This window comes from Trinickia sp. Y13 (genome assembly GCF_029522115.1).
Classification (GTDB): domain Bacteria; phylum Pseudomonadota; class Gammaproteobacteria; order Burkholderiales; family Burkholderiaceae; genus Trinickia.
In genome coordinates, this window is the sequence record NZ_JAKWFK010000017.1 from 25,762 (window position 1) to 44,924 (window position 19,163).

14 protein-coding genes and 1 tRNA gene are annotated in these 19,163 nt (G+C 62.2%); 5 read left to right on the forward strand and 10 right to left on the reverse strand.

Features of this window, described 5'->3' with window-relative positions; genetic code table 11:
- The first annotated feature begins 58 nt into the window (after positions 1-58).
- The 3 genes from MMB74_RS23450 to MMB74_RS23460 are packed head-to-tail and all read left to right on the forward strand — an operon-like array spanning position 59 to position 5,114.
- Positions 59-2,770 (forward strand): DDE-type integrase/transposase/recombinase, encoded by a 2,712-nt coding sequence (locus MMB74_RS23450; RefSeq protein ID WP_277431055.1) that lies wholly within the window; start codon positions 59-61, stop codon positions 2,768-2,770.
- A gap of 8 nt (positions 2,771-2,778) precedes the next feature.
- Complete coding sequence (locus MMB74_RS23455; protein ID WP_277431056.1) at positions 2,779-3,819, forward strand: AAA family ATPase; 1,041 nt, start codon at positions 2,779-2,781, stop codon at positions 3,817-3,819.
- On the forward strand, positions 3,816-5,114 hold the full coding sequence (locus MMB74_RS23460) for a TniQ family protein (RefSeq protein ID WP_277431057.1): 1,299 nt from the start codon (positions 3,816-3,818) through the stop codon (positions 5,112-5,114). The genes MMB74_RS23455 and MMB74_RS23460 overlap by 4 nt, the downstream gene beginning before the upstream one ends.
- 209 nt (positions 5,115-5,323) lie before the next feature.
- Here the strand turns inward: MMB74_RS23460 and MMB74_RS23465 are convergent.
- The 6 genes from MMB74_RS23465 to MMB74_RS23490 form a co-directional block, all read right to left on the reverse strand.
- Positions 5,324-5,411: transfer RNA gene (locus tag MMB74_RS23465), tRNA-Ile, on the reverse strand.
- Between the two features lie 310 nt (positions 5,412-5,721).
- Positions 5,722-8,181 carry an RNA polymerase sigma factor RpoD gene (rpoD, locus tag MMB74_RS23470; protein ID WP_277431058.1) on the reverse strand — a complete coding sequence of 820 codons (2,460 nt, stop codon included), beginning with the start codon at positions 8,179-8,181 and terminating at the stop codon, positions 5,722-5,724.
- Positions 8,182-8,276: 95 nt separating this feature from the next.
- Positions 8,277-10,172 carry a DNA primase gene (gene dnaG / locus MMB74_RS23475; RefSeq protein ID WP_277431059.1) on the reverse strand — a complete coding sequence of 632 codons (1,896 nt, stop codon included), beginning with the start codon at positions 10,170-10,172 and terminating at the stop codon, positions 8,277-8,279.
- Positions 10,173-10,277: 105 nt separating this feature from the next.
- Positions 10,278-10,724 (reverse strand): GatB/YqeY domain-containing protein, encoded by a 447-nt coding sequence (locus MMB74_RS23480; RefSeq protein ID WP_277431060.1) that lies wholly within the window; start codon positions 10,722-10,724, stop codon positions 10,278-10,280.
- A gap of 142 nt (positions 10,725-10,866) precedes the next feature.
- Entirely contained in the window at positions 10,867-11,079 is a 213-nt protein-coding gene (gene rpsU, locus MMB74_RS23485; protein WP_277431061.1) for a 30S ribosomal protein S21, read from the reverse strand.
- A 69-nt stretch (positions 11,080-11,148) separates the two neighbouring features.
- The gene (locus MMB74_RS23490; protein ID WP_277431062.1) at positions 11,149-12,369 is read right to left on the reverse strand and encodes an NAD(P)/FAD-dependent oxidoreductase; all 1,221 of its coding nucleotides are present in this window, start codon (positions 12,367-12,369) and stop codon (positions 11,149-11,151) included.
- Between the two features lie 146 nt (positions 12,370-12,515).
- On the opposite strand from MMB74_RS23490, the gene tsaD reads away from it, so the two are divergent.
- A complete protein-coding gene (gene tsaD, locus MMB74_RS23495; protein ID WP_277431129.1) occupies positions 12,516-13,541 on the forward strand; it encodes a tRNA (adenosine(37)-N6)-threonylcarbamoyltransferase complex transferase subunit TsaD in 1,026 nt (341 codons plus the stop codon).
- Positions 13,542-13,576: 35 nt separating this feature from the next.
- Here tsaD and folE2 read toward each other — a convergent pair whose 3' ends face one another.
- The 4 genes from folE2 to MMB74_RS23515 all read right to left on the reverse strand — a co-directional run bounded on the left by folE2 (position 13,577) and on the right by MMB74_RS23515 (position 17,701).
- Positions 13,577-14,398 (reverse strand): GTP cyclohydrolase FolE2, encoded by an 822-nt coding sequence (gene folE2 / locus MMB74_RS23500; RefSeq protein ID WP_277431063.1) that lies wholly within the window; start codon positions 14,396-14,398, stop codon positions 13,577-13,579.
- 135 nt (positions 14,399-14,533) lie between these two features.
- Positions 14,534-16,432, reverse strand: coding sequence for a 1-deoxy-D-xylulose-5-phosphate synthase (dxs, locus tag MMB74_RS23505; RefSeq protein WP_277431064.1), 1,899 nt, complete (start codon positions 16,430-16,432; stop codon positions 14,534-14,536).
- 85 nt (positions 16,433-16,517) lie between these two features.
- Positions 16,518-17,402, reverse strand: coding sequence for a polyprenyl synthetase family protein (locus MMB74_RS23510; protein WP_277431065.1), 885 nt, complete (start codon positions 17,400-17,402; stop codon positions 16,518-16,520).
- Positions 17,399-17,701 (reverse strand): exodeoxyribonuclease VII small subunit, encoded by a 303-nt coding sequence (locus MMB74_RS23515; protein WP_277431066.1) that lies wholly within the window; start codon positions 17,699-17,701, stop codon positions 17,399-17,401. The genes MMB74_RS23510 and MMB74_RS23515 overlap by 4 nt, the downstream gene beginning before the upstream one ends.
- Before the next feature lie 278 nt (positions 17,702-17,979).
- On the opposite strand from MMB74_RS23515, the gene MMB74_RS23520 reads away from it, so the two are divergent.
- The gene (locus tag MMB74_RS23520) at positions 17,980-19,086 is read left to right on the forward strand and encodes an aromatic ring-hydroxylating dioxygenase subunit alpha (RefSeq protein WP_277431067.1); all 1,107 of its coding nucleotides are present in this window, start codon (positions 17,980-17,982) and stop codon (positions 19,084-19,086) included.
- The last annotated feature ends 77 nt before the right edge of the window (positions 19,087-19,163 follow it).

Sequence of the window (19,163 nt, forward strand, 5' to 3'; positions counted from 1 at the left end):
ACCGGTCTGGTGCGCGCAGCACTACACGTTCTTTGTAAGCAATTTCTGTGAGGACGTAATGCTGAACAAGGCACAACTGACCGACCTGTTCGACCATCTGGGCACGCCGCTCCCGGGCCGCAAGCTGGTCCAGGAGGCGCGCATCCACGCGCCCGTGCGCGATGTGGCCTCCCGGGGAGGCAATGTCATTACCTATGTGGCAAGCAGGAAGATGGCGCGCGAAATCGCCACGGAGAGCTACGGCATCGAGTTCGCCGCCGCTATCGGGTTCGAATACGACGAACATGTGCTGGAGTTTTATCCGCAGCCGTGCAAGTTGCAGCTCACCCTGGTCGACGACTCCACAGGTGAAATCCGTGCGATACATCACACGCCGGACTTTCTCGTCATTTCCAAGGACGGCATCACGCTCGAGGAATGGAAGTCCGAGGCAAAACTGACCCGGCTGGCCGAAAAGTACCCCTATCGCTACCAGCGACATCCTGATGGGAACTGGTATTCGCCGCAAATCGAGGAGCAGCTCGCCGAACGCGGTATTCGGTACCGGATTCGTAGCGACACCGCGATTCCACGACGCCGCATCGAAAACCTGCAGCACCTCGCCGACTATTACCTCCCGGCGGCAGAACCGTGTCCCGAAGATGTTCTCGCTCGTCTCGATGCCGGCCCGAAGGAACATGGCGCGCTTTTCTTTTATGAGTTGCTCGAGCCGCCGTACGCGTTCAGCGCCGACCATGTGAACAAGGCCATCGCTGACCAACTCGTTGTGACGGACCTTGACCACGAGTCCCTACGCAATCCTCGACGCTTCCGAATCTATCGGGACAAAACGCTTCGCGAGTTCCTGTATGCCGAGTCACATCGCGCAACGCCGCCCGGCTACGAACGCTTCGCACTTCATATCGCCGTCGGCACGCAGTTCGAATTCGAAGGCCAGGAACTGACCATCACGCTGGTCGGCGAAAAAAGCATGGTCTGCAATAGGCAGGACCAAACCACCATGGAGCTTCAGCGTGACTGGCTCCTTGCGGCTCATGACAAAAATCGCATCCGGGTCCTCGAAGCAGCACCGCCCGCCGACCTCGGTCTGAGCCGGTATACCGAAGAAGAATACGCGGAAGCGCTTCGGCGCCAGACGCTACTCCAGTCCGAATCGGCAGTGGCGACTGTTTCCGCCAGGACATTGCGTCGCTGGAATGCTCGCCAGGCCGTCGCTCGAGCGAATGGCGACCATGAGATTCTGGCTTTGGTACCGCACGTCAGTGCTCGCGGAAACCACGCGGCTCGGCTGAGTGAAGAGCAGATTGACATGATGGACCGGGTCATTGACGAGCACTGGCGAAACAACAGGGCCATCAACTACAAGACCTGCCATCGGCACCTGCTAGTGATGTGCGAACAAGAAAATGTGCCGGCGCCGTCATACCCAACCTTGATTGCACGCATCAAAGGGCAGACGACCAACCACGACATCCGGGTTCGCGAAGGCAAACGCTTGGCATACCAGAAAGACGCCTTCGTGGACGCCCTGCACTATCACACGCCGATTCACGGTAGCCGACCGTTCCAGTATGTGCATATCGACCACACCGAACTGGACATCGAACTGATTTCCAGCCGCACGGGCAAGAACCTCGGCAGGCCGTGGCTATCGCTTGCCGTGGACGCGTATACCCGGCGCATCGTGGGCATATTCCTAACGTATGACCCGCCTTCATATCACTCGGTGATGATGGCGGTCCGCGACATGGTACGTCGCTTTCATCGGCTGCCTGAAATTATGGTCGTCGATAACGGCAGCGACTTTCGGTCTTCAGCATTCAAATCATTTCTCAAGGCAATGGGTTGCCATCTGCGTTTCCGTCCGTCCGGCAACCCGCGTCACGGTGCGGTGCTCGAACGAATGTTCGGCCGGCTGAACGTCGATTACATACACGGTCTCGCGGGCAACACGAAGGCCACAAAGCAAGTCCGCATGGTGTCCGGTTCGCATCTACCCAAGAACCTCGCCGAGTGGACGCTCGAACCAATGTATTACGGCATTGAACACTGGGCTACGGATTTCTATGACCAGCAACAGCATCCCGTCCTCGGCGAATCGCCGCGTGAGGCGTTTCAGCGTGGCCTTCGTGAAAGCGGCTCGCGCGAGCACCTGCATATCCAGTTCAACAGGGACTTCCTGATTGCGACATGCCCCCCGGTTGACCGGGAAGGACTGCGACAAATTCATCCGCAGCGCGGCGTAAAGGTGAACGAGCGGCTCTATCACCACCCCGCATTCCGGTCTTATCAAGTCGCCGGTCAACGGCTTCCCGTCAGGTATGACCCGTGGGATGCATCGTCCGTCTATGTACGGATAAAGGACCAATGGATTCAAGCGGTCTGCCCGAGCTTGAGCGGTCTTGGCCAGCTAACCGAAAACGAGAGGAAAGCACTGACCCAAGAATACGACCGACGCTACCGCACATCGGTCGCTGACGAGCAGGACGCGCAGCGCCTTAAGGAGTTCATGCGCACCTTCACGCCAGAAGGCGCGATGGCTGTTGCTCTCGAACGCCAGGCGGAAAACAAGTCGCTTTATAACAGTTTGCAGTTCGCGAGCATCGCCCCCGTTGCTCCTCTAAATCGATTTAGCCTCATCGAGGAAACATCCAGCGCTGCCGAATCGCCGGCAGAGACAAGGTCATCAACGACATCAACAAACAATCCGGTCCAATCGCCGCCCGAGGCAGCGGCGTGGGACGACATTCCTGACCTTGACACTTTTTGAGGTGATTCATGCAACAAAAACATTCCGCCCCGCTCTCGCCTGTACCAAATTCGGCCAGCGCTCTGCTCGGCAAGCGCATCAGACACCCGCGCATTGCACAGGTCATGTCTGAACTGGAGACCCTGATTTACCCCGGCAGCCAGGACAGCACCCTCCTCGTTTGTGGTCCGACGGGAGCGGGCAAGACCACGCTGGCCAAGTACATGGTCGAGGCGGCGGTCGAACGCGCCGCCGCGGACATGGAGGCGAACGCCGGCACGATTCCGGCCCTCTTCGTCGAAGCACCGGCCTCTGGCGAGAACGATTTCTCGTGGAGACTTTTCTATCGCCAGATTCTCTCCCAACTCGGTGACGACCTCGACTCGCCGAAAGCGGCCTATGGCATCGACGCCCAATCGGGACGCATGGTGCGGCCGCGCGGTGCCAGTGGCAACAGTCTCGCGGCATTACGGACGGCCGTCGAGCGCTCGCTGCGCGAGCGGAAAGTCCAATTCCTCGTCATCGACGAAGCTGCCCACATCATTCACCAGACGCGCGGCAGTTCCAAGCTGGAGATTCAGCTCGATACGCTGAAGTCCCTGGTGAATCAATGCGGCACGCAGATGGTGTTGGTCGGCTCCTACGACCTTTACCGGCTTATGTCGCTGTCTGGTCAGCTCGCCAGACGCTCGCATGTCCTCCATTTCGAACGTTATCGGCAGGACCGCCCCGAAGACGTTCGCGCATTCATCGCCTGCATCCAGGCATTCGAAAAGATGCTGCCCGCGCTGTGGGGCGGCGAGTTGACGCGTTACGCGGAGGCGCTTCATGAAAACACGCTGGGTTGCATCGGCACGCTGAGCAGCGTGCTTGTCCGAGCCGCTCGACTGGCCGATGCCGACGGTCGTTGGTCAACCGATGCGCTACGGCGCGCGTTGCTAACGGAGGCGCAGCGCGACCGGATTCTCACCGAAATCCTCGAGGGCGAGGAGGCCATCAATCCCGGCCTCACCCGCATCATGCCCACCCAGCGGCGGCAGGCATCGACCAGCAGAAGGAGCGCAGCATGAGCTATTCGATTTCGAATCCGCGCTCGACGCTGCACGCTCTGGCGCCCATCGGCCTCGCCACGCCAGAGGTCGAGAGCCTGCTCAGCTACTTTTGCCGGCTGGCCGTATCGCATAGCGTGTCCGTCGCAGCGCTTTGCAGGCAAGTCGCCGGGACCGTTGGCTGGGAGCTTTCCGAGAAACACGAATGGCACGTGGGAAACATTGGCGGCATCGGAGACGCGGCGAGCAACTGGTCGGCCGCGCTCTCTGCCCTGACGAGCGTCGAGCGGCTCGACCGACTCACGCTGTTGCCGTGGCGTAACGTTATCGCCCAGACGAGCCTCGCGGCGACGCGGTCGCGCTGGTGTCCAGCGTGTTTTGCCGAAGATAAGGAAAGCGGCAAAACGCCGTATTTCCGCCTGGCATGGGACGTGGGTGCGGTGACCGTGTGCGCAAGACACAAGGCCGAATTGGTGCATATCTGCCCGGATTGCGGCCGCCCCGACGCGCGACACAAGTCCGCGTACGTTGTGCCCGGCTGGTGCGCGCACTGCGGCGCCTTTCTCGGAGACGGAGAGCCGCCTCCTGCTGCTACGCCAGAAGAGCTTTGGAAGGCAACCCAGGTCGGGGCGATGCTGAAGGCGCAAGGGTCTCTCGAAACGCCCCCAACCCGGCAGGCAATGCTAGACGCGATACAAACGCTCGTCACCAGGCTAGACAACGGGAAAGGGGCGCTCTTCGCTCGGCGTGTGGGCCTGAGCAAGACAACGGTTCACTATTGGCTGAAGCAGGCGGGGGCCCCTGCATTGCCGGCGCATCTGCGCATCGCCTCACAGACAGGATTGGCACTGCCACAGTTGCTCATGGGCGATTTAATCGGCTGGGCTCCGTGTTCGGCGGAAATGCACCAGCTGGCACTGCTGTTTCCGGACGAAACAAAACGTGCGGCGGCTCGCGCAATTGACTGGGATAACGTTCGTGCTGAACTGCGGACATTCAGCAAGCTACCGTCAATCATCAGCGTGTCCGAAGCCGCACGCAGGCTCGACGTCGACGCCCGACTGCTCTATCAACACGCGAACAAGGAAGCGCGCGTTTTGGCCGAGCGCTGGACGCAATACATGCAGCGCCGAAAACAACGAAGCGTCGACAATGCTCGCACCGTCATCGAAGCCGCGTGCAGGGATATCCTCGCCGACGGCAAGGCAATCAACCTACGGGAGCTAGATGCCCGGGTACCGAAGGAGGTCCTGGGCAGCATCCGAGGTGTCATCGACGTCCTACAGGAGGTCAAGGAGACGCTCGGCGTAAGCTAATCGACCAGCCCCCCATCCACCAATGAAAAAGCCGGCCTACGCGCCGGCTTTTTCGTATCTACGCCCCGCTCCGCGGGGCAAAACCTTTGACCCTAGCACCGTTACCCGATAAAGCAAAACGTGTCCCATCGGGAAATCAAGCATAACCTGTCCAAGTGGCCACTTTATGCTTAACGGCATAACGTCCTGGACGTTGACGGTACAACGATTGGTGGGCCGGGTGGGAGTCGAACCCACGGTGTCCTTTCGGAGGCGGATTATGAGTCCGCTGCCTGCAACCAGCACGGCGTCCGGCCCATCGCACACTGTTGAATGCTTCGCTTGCGTGTGGCGAAACTGCATGCCCGCGATTTCGACTGCACGGCGACTACATCGCGGAAAGATTGCGAGTCTATCGGCTAATGCAGCCGCGTGCAAATCCGAAAAACCAAATAGACGCGAATCGACTGTCGGTTCAACGAACAAGGTCACACCACGCCGCCCGCGACGGAAGCCGACATGCCAGATTTGACCGCCAGCACCCGGCCGGTGACCCGCCGCCCACAAAAAAGCCCAGCGCTTGCGCACCGGGCTTTTTGCCAAACCGACCTCATCGACCACTCCGAAATCAGTTCCCTTCGAGGAACGACTTCAGCTTATCCGACCGGCTCGGGTGACGCAGCTTGCGCAGCGCCTTGGCTTCGATCTGACGGATCCGTTCACGCGTCACGTCGAACTGCTTGCCCACTTCCTCGAGCGTGTGATCCGTGCTCATTTCGATGCCGAAACGCATCCGCAACACCTTCGCTTCGCGCGGCGTCAACGAATCGAGCACATCCTTCACGACATCGCGCATGCTGGCATGCAACGCGGCGTCGGCCGGCGCCACCGTGTTCGTATCCTCGATGAAGTCGCCCAGATGCGAATCGTCGTCGTCGCCGATCGGCGTTTCCATGGAGATCGGCTCCTTCGCGATCTTCATGATCTTGCGGATCTTGTCCTCCGGCATTTCCATCTTTTCCGCGAGCGTCGCCGGATCGGGTTCCAGCCCCGTCTCCTGCAGAATCTGCCGCGAAATACGGTTCATCTTGTTGATCGTCTCGATCATGTGAACCGGAATCCGGATCGTGCGCGCCTGGTCGGCAATCGAACGCGTAATGGCCTGGCGAATCCACCACGTGGCGTACGTCGAAAACTTATAACCGCGGCGGTATTCGAACTTGTCCACGGCCTTCATCAACCCGATGTTGCCTTCCTGAATCAAATCGAGGAATTGCAAACCACGGTTCGTGTACTTCTTCGCAATCGAAATCACGAGACGCAAGTTGGCCTCGGTCATCTCGCGCTTGGCCTGACGCGCCTTCAATTCGCCCGCCGCCATCTGGCGGTTCGTTTCCTTCAAATCCTTCAGCGGCAACACCACGCGCGCTTGCAAATCGAGCAAACGCTGCTGCTGCTCGCGGATAGCAGGAATGTTGCGCGACAGAATCGCACTGTACGGATGCCCCTCGGCCACGATCTTCTCGGCCCACTCGAGATCGGTCTCGCTGCCCGGGAAACGCGCGATGAATTCGGCGCGCGGCATGCCGCACTTGTCGACGACGATATGCAAAATCTGACGCTCGACTTGACGCACTTCGTCCACTTGCGCGCGCAACGTATCGCACAGCCGCTCGACCGTGCGCGCCGTGAAGCGAATCGACATCAGTTCGTTCTGAATCGTCTCTTGCGCCTTCAAGTACGACTTCGACTTGTAGCCTTCCTTCTCGAACGCACGACGCATCTTGTCGAACCATTCGCTGATCAACGCGAATTTCTCGAGCGAGACACGCTTGAGGGCTTCGAGTTGCGCCGCGTTGGCCGTGGCCTGCGCGGTGCCGTCGTCGTCCTCTTCTTCCTCTTCTTCCTCTTCCTCTTCTTCCTCGGCTTCGTTCTCGATCGCTTCCGCTTCTTGCGGCGAGAAACCGTCCGCGTCTTCGGCGTTCGGATCGATGAGGCCATCGACGAGTTCGTCGATACGCGTTTCCTCGTTCGCAACGCGCTCGGCCATCGCGAGGATGTCCGCGATCGTCGTCGGACACGCCGAAATCGCCATCACCATGTGCTTGAGGCCGTCCTCGATGCGCTTCGCGATCTCGATTTCGCCTTCGCGCGTAAGCAGCTCGACCGTGCCCATCTCACGCATGTACATACGGACCGGGTCGGTCGTGCGGCCGAATTCGGAATCGACCGTCGACAACGCGACTTCCGCTTCCTCTTCGACTTCGTCGTCCGACGAGGCGGCCGGAGCGTTGTCGTTGAGCAGCAGCGTTTCCGCATCGGGCGCCTGCTCGTAGACAGCCACGCCCATGTCGTTGAACGTGCTGATGATGCCTTCGATCGCCTCGGTCTCGGCGAAGTTGTCGGGCAGGTGGTCGTTGATTTCCGCGTACGTCAAAAAGCCGCGCTCTTTACCGAGCTTGATCAGCGCGCGCAGCTTCGAGCGGCGCTCTTCGAGCTCCTCCGCCGTGCCGGGCTGACTCGACGCAAACGCGTCCTTCAACAGCGCCTTTTCCTTCGCGCGGCGATCGCGCGCCTTGGCCTTTTCGCCCTTGGCCGGAGCAGCTTGCTGCTCTTCGCCTTGGGTTGCGTCGTCATCGACGGATACTTCGTTCAGCTTTTTCGTCATGGAGTTCGCCGTACCGGCTATAGTCTCGACTCGCGGCTGCTGGACTTCAGCCGGTTGCACCGTGGATACCTGGGTTTCGCGCACTGCCGAATCGTCCGGCGTGGCAGCCGCGCCCCCTGCGCTTTTCGAACCGGATCGCCTTGCGGCGGCGGCTCTCGTCTCCGGCTTGGCGGACGCTCGTGCCGCCTTGGTCATGTCGGCGGCTGCCGCCGAAGTTCGTACAGCCCCCGAGCCCGCCGGCTTCTTGCCGGCCCGCTCCGCTGCACTTGCAGCCGTTGTCTTACGGACAGAAACGATCGCCGATCTTGCAGAGACTTCCTCGCGCGCCGGCCGCACCGCACGCTGGCTCGAGCCCTGGGCCTTGCCCTTGCTCGTCCCCGTCGCGCCTCTCGCAGCCTTGGAGCCCGTAGTCTTTGCCATCGCTATCTCGCCTTTGCCCTAGCGCCATTGCTTCGAAAAGACAAACTGAACCGCTGAAAACCTTTTATTATAGCACACACGGCCCAATCCCCCTTTCAAAGCCCGAGCTGCCGTTTCATCTCGCCGCGTTGCCGGTTCAGGTCCGCGAATTGATCGATTTCCTCGGGCGTCAGTTTGGACTGGCGCGACAAGCGCTCGAGCCGCTCGCAGCACGCGTCGTAACGAATCTTTAGGATTGCCGCCTGGAATTCCTCCGCGGCGATGCGCTCGCGCTCCTGCTGTTGCTCGGCCGCGGCGGCGTCTTCCACATCGTGCATGAGCAAATCACGCACGTTTTCATCATAGACCAGAATTTCGCGGAAGATTTCTTCGAAAGTCGCCGCGTTGGCCCCATTTCTAAGCAGATCCGACAGATGTCGAAATTCGGCCGCATCGCCCAAGGCGCGCGCGTGCGTAGCCGCTTCGGCGAACAATTCGCCATGGTGGCTTTGGTTGAATAAGCTTTCCTCGCTCTCTTCGTCCAACACCGACACGATGCGCGGATACATCACCAAATTGCGCAACGCGCGTTCCTCGATGCCCGTGACGCGCCGCCGGTCCTTGCGCGCGGGCGCCGGCCGGGCGGCCACGGCGATGCGCGTATCGACCTCGCACAGGGCCGCCACTTCCTCGAACGGAACGCCCAAGCGATCGGCAAACATGTGCATGATCTGGGCACGCAGCGCATTGGCCGGCAGCGCCTGCAATAGCGGCTTGGCATCGAACAGCGCGCGAGCGCGCCCTTCCGGCGTATCGAGTTCCTTGCCCGCCAGCACTTCGTTCAACATGAACTGCGACAGCGGCAGCGCGTGCTCGATCTGCTCCGAAAAAGCGTCCCGGCCGAATTCACGGACGAAGCTATCGGGATCGTGCTCCGGCGGCAAAAACAAGAAGCGGATCGTGCGGTTGTCGGCGGCATGCGGCAGGCAAGCGTCGAGCGCGCGCCGCGCTGCGCGACGGCCCGCGGCGTCCCCGTCGAAGCTGAAGATGACCGTGTCGGTCTGCCGCAGCAGCTTCTGCACGTGAACCGGCGTGCAAGCGGTGCCGAGGGTCGCAACGGCATTCGGAAACCCGAGTTGCGCCAATGCGACGACGTCCATATACCCCTCCACCACCAACACGAAATGCGCCTCGCGAATCGCCAACCGGGCCTCGAACAGCCCGTACAGCTCGCTACCCTTGCTAAATAGCGGCGTTTCCGGCGAATTCAAATACTTCGGTTCGCCGCTGTCGAGCACGCGCCCGCCGAACCCGATCACCTGCCCCTTGACGTTGCGAATCGGGAACATGATGCGTTCGCGGAACCGGTCGTAGCGCCGCGGCTGGCCTTGCGCGTCGAGCTTCTCGCTGACGATGACGAGGCCCGCCTCGACGAGCGCATCGTTGCGGTAATCGGCGAAGGCGGCTTCGAGGTTCTGCCAGCCGTCGGGCGCGAATCCGAGCCCGAAGCGCGCGGCGACTTCGCCCGTCAGCCCGCGCTTCTTCAAGTACTGAATGGCTTGCGGCGCACCCCGCAGTGTCTTGCGGTAGTAGTCGCTCGCCGTTTGCATGAGGTCCGACAACGCGGCAACCGCTTTGCCGTCCACGGGCGCGAATCGCTCGGCGCCGCCCGCGCCGCCTTGGCCCGCGGAACCGCCGTAACCGCCGCGAGCGGGCGACGGCTCTTGCGGTACGGACAGGCCGACCGATTGCGCGAGTTCGCCCACGGCCTCGGGGAACGAAAGCCCCGCGTGTTCCATCAAGAAGCCGATGGCCGTTCCGTGCGCACCGCATCCGAAGCAGTGATAGAACTGCTTGGTCGGGCTGACGGTGAACGAGGGACTTTTCTCGTTATGAAACGGGCACAAGCCCATGAAATTCGCCCCGCCCTTCTTCAACTGGACGAACTTGCCCACCACGTCGACGATATCGACGCGGTTCAGCAGATCCTGGAGAAAGGCGTGTGGAATCACATGCACTCACGCGGGACGAACCCGAACGCTGCACTCATGCTGCGCGCCGCCGCTCGCGTTGCGATGAAACGCGCGCCAGCGCAGCGTTCGGTGTCGCTCACCCGCTTACTTGGCAAGTGCGGCCTTCACGAGGGCGGACACGGCCGTCATGTCGGCCCGGCCGGCAAGCTTGCCCTTGAGCACGCCCATCACTTTGCCCATGTCCTGCGGCCCGGCCGCCCCCGTTGCAGCTACGGCCGCCTGCACCTGCTCGGCAATTTCGGCCTCCGACAATTGGGCCGGCATATACGCGGCGAGCACGGCAAGCTCTGCACTCTCCTGCTCGACCAAATCGGTGCGGCCGGCCGCTTCGAATTGGCTGATCGAATCCTTGCGCTGCTTGATCATCTTGTCGATGACGCCCGTGATGGCGGCATCGTCGAGCACCGTCCGTTCGTCGACTTCCCGCTGCTTGATCGCCGCCAGCAGCAAACGAATCGTGGCGAGGCGCCCGGTCTCGCGTGCGCGCATCGCGGTTTTCATGTCCTCGTTGATACGATCTTTAAGACTCATCTTTCACCCGGCTGAGGAAGGGAGGTGGCAATAACGCAATGGTGCGCACTGAGCGCAAAAACCCGCTTGGGATGTTTCCTCAAGCGGGTCTTGCGCATTCGCATTCGCATTCGCGAGCGCGAGCGCAGCGGACGCGGGACGATCAATACAATTTCTTCGGCAGCATCTGGCTGCGCAGGCGCTTGAAATGGCGCTTTACGGCCGCCGCCTTCTTGCGCTTGCGTTCAGCCGTGGGCTTTTCGAAGAACTCGCGCGCACGAAGCTCGGTCAGAAGGCCGTTCTTCTCGATCGTGCGCTTGAAGCGGCGCATCGCAACTTCAAAGGGCTCGTTTTCTTTTACGCGGATGATCGTCATGTTTCCAAAACGAAATTTTCCAAAGGTCCGGGAGTATAGCAGACCTCGGGCACATTTACACGAGCGTTGTCAAGTACCGCGAACGAATTCGGTCGCGGCTTGGCCTGCCGCCACGCCCGATGCCCACGCCCATTGAAAGTTGTAACCGCCAAGCCAGCCGGTGACGTCCACGGCCTCGCCGATGAAATAGAGTCCCGGCACGCGCGCGCTCATCATGGTCGTCGACGACAACTCGCGCGTATCGACGCCGCCCTTGGTGACTTCGGCCTTGCGATAGCCCTCGGTTCCCGAAGGCGTCAATGTCCAACGAGAAAACGCCTCGCCCAGGCGGCGCAAGGTCTTGTCGGACAAATCGGCCAAGCGGGCTTCGGCGGACACCGCATGCGCATCGAGCCATGCGTGCGCCAACCGCGCCGGCAGCCATTGCCCCAGCACCGTGCCGATCTGGCGTTTGGTGGCGCTCGATTTTGCCTCGAGCAACGCCGCAGCGACATCGCGCCCAGGCAGCAGATCGATGACGATCGGCTCCCCGCTGTGCCAGTAGCTGGAAATTTGCAGCACGCCGGGTCCGGACAACCCTCGGTGCGTGAAAAGCAAGTCTTCGATGAACGAGCCCGACGCCCGCTTGGGGCCCGCCGCCACCTCGACCTCGAGCGATACGCCTGCCAGCGCGGCGAACGGCGCCCAATCCTCGGAAGTGAAAGTGAGCGGAACGAGCGCCGGCCGGGTGTCGACGAGCTTGTGCCCGAACTGCTTGGCGAGGCGATAGGCGAAATCGGTCGCGCCGATCTTCGGGATCGAGAGTCCCCCGGTAGCGATCACCAAGGCCCGTGCCGCAATCTCGCCGCCGCTCGTCTCGAGCGCAAACGCACCCGCCTCGCTGCGCCGGACGGCATGCACCGCCACCGGACGTCGCCAGGTCACTCGGCCGGTGTCGCACTCGGCCGCAAGCAGGTCGATGATCGATTCGCTCGAATGGTCGCAAAAAAGCTGACCTCGGTGCTTCTCGTGCCAAGTCACGCGATGCGCCTTCAGCAGCGCAAGAAAATCGCGCGGCGTGTAGCGCGCGAGCGCTGAACGGCAAAAGTGCGGATTGGCCGAGAGATAGTTGGACGGGCCTGCCTGCAAGTTCGTGAAATTGCAGCGCCCGCCGCCTGAAATGCGGATCTTCTCCGCAAGACGCGGCGCGTGATCGATCAGCGTCACACGCGCGCCGCGCTGCCCGGCCACGGCCGCGCACATCATCCCGGCCGCCCCTGCGCCGATGACGGCGATATCGAAAGATTCCATGGCGCGCATTCTACCTGCGCGAGCGGCCAGGGTCGGCGCGCTGATATACTTTCGTGTTTTCCACGCATTCCTCGCGGTGGCGACGGCAACGGTTATAGCGTCATAGCCGGGCCATGATCGTCATCGCCGCCCTCGCCCATCCCACCATGCTCGTTCTCGGCATCGAAAGTTCGTGCGACGAAACCGGGCTCGCGCTCTACGATACCGAGCGCGGCCTGCTCGCGCACGCCCTGCATTCGCAGATCGCGATGCATCGCGAATACGGCGGCGTCGTACCCGAACTGGCATCTCGCGACCATATCCGCCGGGCGCTGCCGCTGCTCGAGGATGTCCTCGCCCGCTCGGGAGCGTCGCGCGCAGACATCGACGCCATCGCGTTCACGCAGGGCCCAGGCCTCGCGGGTGCGCTGCTGGTCGGGGCCAGCATCGCCAATGCACTCGCGCTCGCATGGGATAAGCCCACCATCGGCATCCACCATCTGGAAGGGCACCTGCTCTCGCCGCTGCTCGTCGAGGCGCCCCCGCCGTTTCCGTTCGTTGCGCTGCTGGTGTCGGGCGGCCACACGCAGCTCATGCGCGTGACCGACGTAGGCGTCTACGAAACGCTCGGCGAAACGCTGGACGACGCGGCCGGCGAAGCATTCGACAAGACGGCCAAGTTGCTCGGGCTCGGCTATCCCGGCGGCCCGGAAGTTTCCCGGCTCGCCGATTACGGAACCCCGGGCGCCGTCACGCTGCCGCGGCCGATGCTGCATTCAGGCGATCTCGATTTCAGTTTCAGCGGGTTGAAAACGGCTGTGCTGACGCAAACCAAGCGGTTGGGCGCGAACGTCTGCGAACAAGCGAAGGCCGATCTCGCGCGCGGGTTCGTGGATGCGGCCGTGGACGTGCTTGTCGGCAAATCGCTGGCGGCGCTCAAGAAGACGCGGCTCAAACGCCTTGTCGTCGCGGGCGGCGTGGGCGCGAACCGCCAGTTGCGCGACGCATTGACGGCCGCCGCCAAGAAACGCGGCTTCGATGTCCACTACCCCGACCTTGCGCTGTGCACCGATAACGGCGCGATGATCGCGCTAGCTGGCGCTTTGCGTCTGCAACGCTGGCCGCATCAAGCAAGCCGGGACTATGCGTTCACGGTCAAGCCGCGCTGGGATTTGTCGTCGCTCGCGCGATAGGACGATAACGGGCGGCCGGCGCAACGATAGAAGCGTTAAACCGATTCTGTAGGCGCCGTGCGTTTGTCATGCTCGATCACGGCGTAAGCGCTGTGGTTGTGAATCGATTCGAAGTTTTCCGCTTCGAGCGTGTACGCCACGATGCGCTCGTCGCGGTTGAGCCGCTGCGCCACATCCCGTACCAAGTCTTCGACGAATTTCGGGTTCTCGTACGCACGCTCCGTCACGAACTTCTCGTCGGGGCGCTTGAGCAAACCCCACAACTCGCACGAAGCCTCCTCCTCGGCAATACGGATCAGGTCTTCGACGGGCGCGTCGGCCTGTAATTCGACTTCGATCGTCACATGCGAGCGCTGATTGTGCGCGCCGTACTGGGAGATTTCCTTCGAGCAGGGGCAAAGGCTCGTCACGGGCACGAGCACACGCAAGAACGTGCGGATTTCGCCGTCGCGCGCCTGCCCCGTCAATGTCACTTCGTAGTCGAGCAAACTCGACACGCCCGAAACGGGCGCGGTTTTCGGCACGAAGTAAGGGAACGTGACTTCGATACGGCCGGCCGCCGCTTCGAGCTTGTCGAGCATCTCGGCAAGCAGCGTGCGAAACGTAGCGGACTCGAGCGGCGCCTTGTTCGCCTCCAATAACGCGACGAAGCGCGACATGTGCGTGCCCTTCTGATGCGCGGGCAGATGCACGTCGAGGTTCCATGTCCCCACCGTCGGCTGGATGTCGCCGCTGGGCGTGCGCACCGTCAACGGATGGCGCACTCCCTTCACCCCAACGCGTTGAATCGGAATCTGCCTCGTGTCGACCGTGCTTTGAACGTCGGGCATGACGAAGGCGGGATTCATCTGGTTCATCTTCTTGTCCTGATGGGCGCGGCTGCAATGCCGGAGCGCAGGGGCCGGCGAAAGTCGCGCCAATAAATAAACATGGGCCCGAAGGCCCATGCGTGCATCCAAAATGCGGCGGCCGCTTATGCGGCCGGCTCGGGATCAAGCCACGCGCTGCGCCGCCAGCTTAGCCGCCGGCTCGAAAAAGCGTGCGCGAATCGACCGTTCGATGCCCGCGCCGTCAAGGCCGCATTCCGCCAGCAACTTAGCCGGGTCGCCATGGTCGATGAAGCTGTCGGGGAGGCCCAATTGTAGTACGGGGCGAACAACCCCATTGGCAAGCAGGGATTCCACACAGGCCGAGCCCGCACCGCCCATCACGCAGCCTTCTTCCACCGTGACGATCGCATCGTGCGTTTGCGCCAGCTCGCGCACGAGGTCGGCATCGATCGGTTTGACGAAGCGCATGTTCGCGACCGTGGCATCGAGCCCTTCGGCCGCCGCCAGTGCAGGCGCGACCATGGTGCCGAACGCGAGAATCGCAATGCGGCTGCCCTTGGGCGCAGTCGATTGACGGCGAATTTCGCCACGGCCCACCGGCAGCGCCTCCATTTGTTTCACCGTGGCGACACCCGTGCCCGCGCCGCGCGGATAACGAACCGCCGTCGGATTGGGCTGCTGCAACGCCGTGTACAACATCTGGCGGCACTCGTTTTCATCGGCCGGTGCCATCACGGTCATGTTGGGAATGCAGCGCAGGAACGCGAGATCATAGGCCCCCGCGTGCGTGGCGCCGTCGGCGCCCACGAGCCCCGCCCGGTCGATCGCGAATACGACTGGGAGGTTCTGCAACGCTACGTCGTGAATCAACTGGTCGTACGCGCGCTGCAGGAACGTCGAGTAAATGGCGACGACAGGCTTCATGCCTTCCGTGGCGATGCCGCCCGCGAACGTCACGGCATGCTGCTCGGCAATGCCCACGTCGAAATAGCGATCGGGAAAGCGCCGCTCGAATTCAACCATGCCCGAGCCTTCGCGCATGGCCGGCGTAATGCCCACGACGCGCGAATCCAATTCAGCCGCATCGCACAACCACTCGCCGAATACCTGCGTATAGGTTTTCTTCGACGGCGAGCTAGGCGGCTTGATGCCTTCGGCCGGATTGAACTTGCCCGGCCCGTGATAGAGCACGGGATCGGCTTCGGCGAGCTTGTAGCCTTGCCCCTTCTTCGTGACGACGTGCAGGAATTGCGGGCCGCGCAACTCCCGAATGTTTTGCAGCGTGGGGATCAACGAATCGAGATCGTGCCCGTCGATGGGGCCGATGTAGTTGAACCCGAACTCCTCGAACAGCGTGGCGGGGACCACCATGCCCTTCGCGTGCTCTTCGAGCTTGCGCGCCAACTCGAGCATCGGCGGAGCAACGCGCAACACGCGCTCGACCCCTGCGCGAGCGGCCGCATAAAAACGCCCCGACATTAGCCGAGCGAGGTGGCGATTGAGCGCGCCGACAGGCGGCGAAATCGACATGTCGTTGTCGTTCAGGATCACGAGCAGCGGCAAATCGTCGCACACGCCGGCGTTGTTCATGGCTTCGAACGCCATGCCCGCCGTCATCGCGCCGTCGCCGATCACGGCGATCGAGAAACGATCGATACCCTCTAGCTTGCTTGCGGTCGCCATCCCCAGCGCCGCGGAAATCGAGGTGCTCGAATGCGCGGTGCCGAATGTGTCGTACTGCGACTCCGAGCGGCGCGGGAACCCCGAAATGCCGCCGCGCTGACGCAACGTGGGCATCCGGTCGCGACGCCCCGTCAGAATCTTATGAGGATAGGTTTGGTGGCCCACGTCCCAGACGATACGGTCGTGCGGCGTATCGAAAACGTAGTGCAAGGCGATCGTCAGCTCGACGGTGCCGAGATTCGACGACAAATGGCCGCCCGTTTGCGACACGCTGTCGAGCACGAATGCGCGCAGCTCGTCGGCAAGCGGCTTCAGTTGGCGGCGATCGAGGCGGCGCAGATCCGCCGGGTCGTCGATGGTTTTCAACAAGTCGTACATCGTCGTTCCATTGTAGGAAAAGTTACGCGCCCGCTTTTTTCACGCGCTTCTCGAGGCCAATGGCGCGCGCCAGCGGGCTTCGCGTTCAACTCACCCGGTGTACCACCAGGTCGGCAAGCTCGGCCAGACGCCGTGCATGCTCACCGAAAGGCGCGAGCGCGTCATGCGCGTCGCGCCTCAGTTGCGCCGCCAAAGCACGCGACGCTTCAAGCCCGATAATCGAAACGTAAGTCGGTTTGCCGTCCTTCGCGTCCTTGCCCGCCGTCTTGCCGAGCGTCGCGGAGTCGGTCGTCACATCGAGGATGTCGTCCACCACTTGGAATGCCAACCCGACCGCCGCCGCGTAGGCGTCGAGCGCCGCGAGCGCCCGCGCGTCGGGGGCTTTCCCGGCCAGTGCGCCCATGCGCACGGACGCGCGCAAAAGTGCGCCGGTCTTCATCCGATGCATCGTTTCGAGCTGCGGCCGCGTGAGCGTGAGCCCCACGCTCGCCAAATCGATCGCTTGCCCGCCGGCCATGCCGAGCGAGCCGCTCGCAAGCGCCAGCTCGCGCACGAGCGCGGCTTGCGCGGGCGCGTCCAGCACCGCCTCGTCGGTCAGCACGACGAATGCCTGCGACTGCAGGGCATCACCGACCAGCAGCGCCGTGGCTTCGTCATACTTGACGTGCACCGTCGGCTTGCCGCGACGCAATTCGTCATCGTCCATGCACGGCATGTCGTCATGCACGAGCGAATAGACGTGAATCATCTCGAGCGCCGCCGAAGCGGCTTCCAGAGCCTGCGGCCGCGCGCCCGTCAATTCGCCCGCGGCATGCACGAGCAACGGCCGGATACGCTTGCCGCCGCCGAGCACCGCATAGCGCATCGCTTCGTGGAGCCGCGCGGGTTCCACGGCAGATGCCGGCAGGTAACGTTCCAGTGCCGCTTCGACGCGCGCGAGCACCGCGCGCATCCATTCTTCAAATGTCATAGATCGTCTCCGCTGTCCGCGGGCGCCGTACCGGGAGGCAGCGGCTTGAGCGTCTCGCCATCGAGCACGCGCACCTGCTGCTCCACCTTTTCCAGTTGCTGCTGACAATACGCTACCAGGGCTGCACCGCGACGGTACGCGGCCAGCGACTCCTCGAGGCTCAAGGCGCCGCTCTCCATACGGGAAACCAGCTCTTCCAACTCGGCCACCGCCGCTTCATAGTTCCGGGGCAGTGCCGCATCCCCTTGTTCGCCGCCGAGAGCGGGCGCGGGCGTACCTTCGGGTGCTATCTTCGCCATCGGATAGGAGTGAACTTAAAAGCAAGTCGGACATTCTACGGCAAAAGCGCACGACCTAGCCCATCAGCCACCCAGGCCCAACCCGCCGGTCGAGGGCAAAAAAACAACACTCGGGGTGCCTCCACCCCCTGCGGGATCGCTTTTTGCGCATGCTTTTTTGACCCAAATCATGCACTTAAGCGCCCCAAGGGAGGGGGAAAGGGTATAATCTCAGGTTCCCTAAATCGAATCTTCGATGGTTGGGTTGTTCACTGCTTTCACGATTTTCGGGAGTGGGAATGTCCAATCTGAGCAATGCTTTGCAGCTCAAGGCCATTTCGAGCCAGCTGCCGGTCACGGCTTACTTCGATGAAGCGCTGCTCGCGCGAGAAATCGAAACACTTTTCAAGAAGGGTCCTCGCTACGTCGGGCATGAGTTGATGGTGCCCGAGGCGGGGAACTATTTCGCCCTACCCAGCGAAAACGAAGGGCGCGTGCTCGTGCGCAACCAACGTTCGCAGGTGGAGCTGCTATCGAACGTCTGTCGTCATCGCCAGGCGATCATGCTCAATGGGCGCGGCCAGGCTCAGAACATCGTCTGCCCACTGCACCGCTGGACATACAATCTCGACGGCGAATTGCTCGGAGCGCCGCATTTCGCCGACAACCCCTGCCTGAACCTTGGCGCCACGCCGCTGCAGAATTGGCACGGCTTGCTGTTCGAGACCGAGGGCCGGGACGTCGCGAGAGATCTGGCGAAGCTCGGCACGCAGCATCATTTCGACTTCACGGACTACATGTTCGATCACGTCGAAGTGCACGAGTGCAACTACAACTGGAAGACGTTCATCGAGGTGTATCTCGAGGACTATCACGTCGTGCCGTTCCATCCGGGCCTCGGCAGCTTCGTCAATTGCGACGATCTGACGTGGGAGTTCGGCGATTGGTACAGCGTCCAGACGGTTGGCGTGCATAACGGGCTCGCCAAGCCCGGCAGCACGGTCTATCGCAAGTGGCACGACCAAGTGCTGCGCGTGCGCGACGGCGAACCGCCCGAATATGGCGCCATCTGGATGGTCTACTACCCAGGGCTCATGATCGAGTGGTACCCGCACGTGCTCGTCGTCTCGTGGTTGATTCCGCGCGGCCCGCGCAAAACGACGAACATCGTGGAGTTCTACTATCCCGAGGAATTCGCCCTTTTCGAGCGAGAATTCGTCGAAGCGGAGCGCGCGGCCTATATGGAGACGGCGCGCGAAGACGACGAGATCGGCGAGCGCATGGACGCCGGCCGCCTTGCTCTGCTCGAGCGCGGCGAATCGCAGGTCGGGCCGTATCAAAGCCCGATGGAAGACGGCATGCAGCATTTCCACGAGTTCCTGCGGCGCGAGCTCGGCGAAATCTGAGGCGGCGCGCGCCGCGTGCGGCCAAGCGCCCCGATCGAACGACGGGCAAGACGGCGAACATGCCTCTTGCCCGTCTT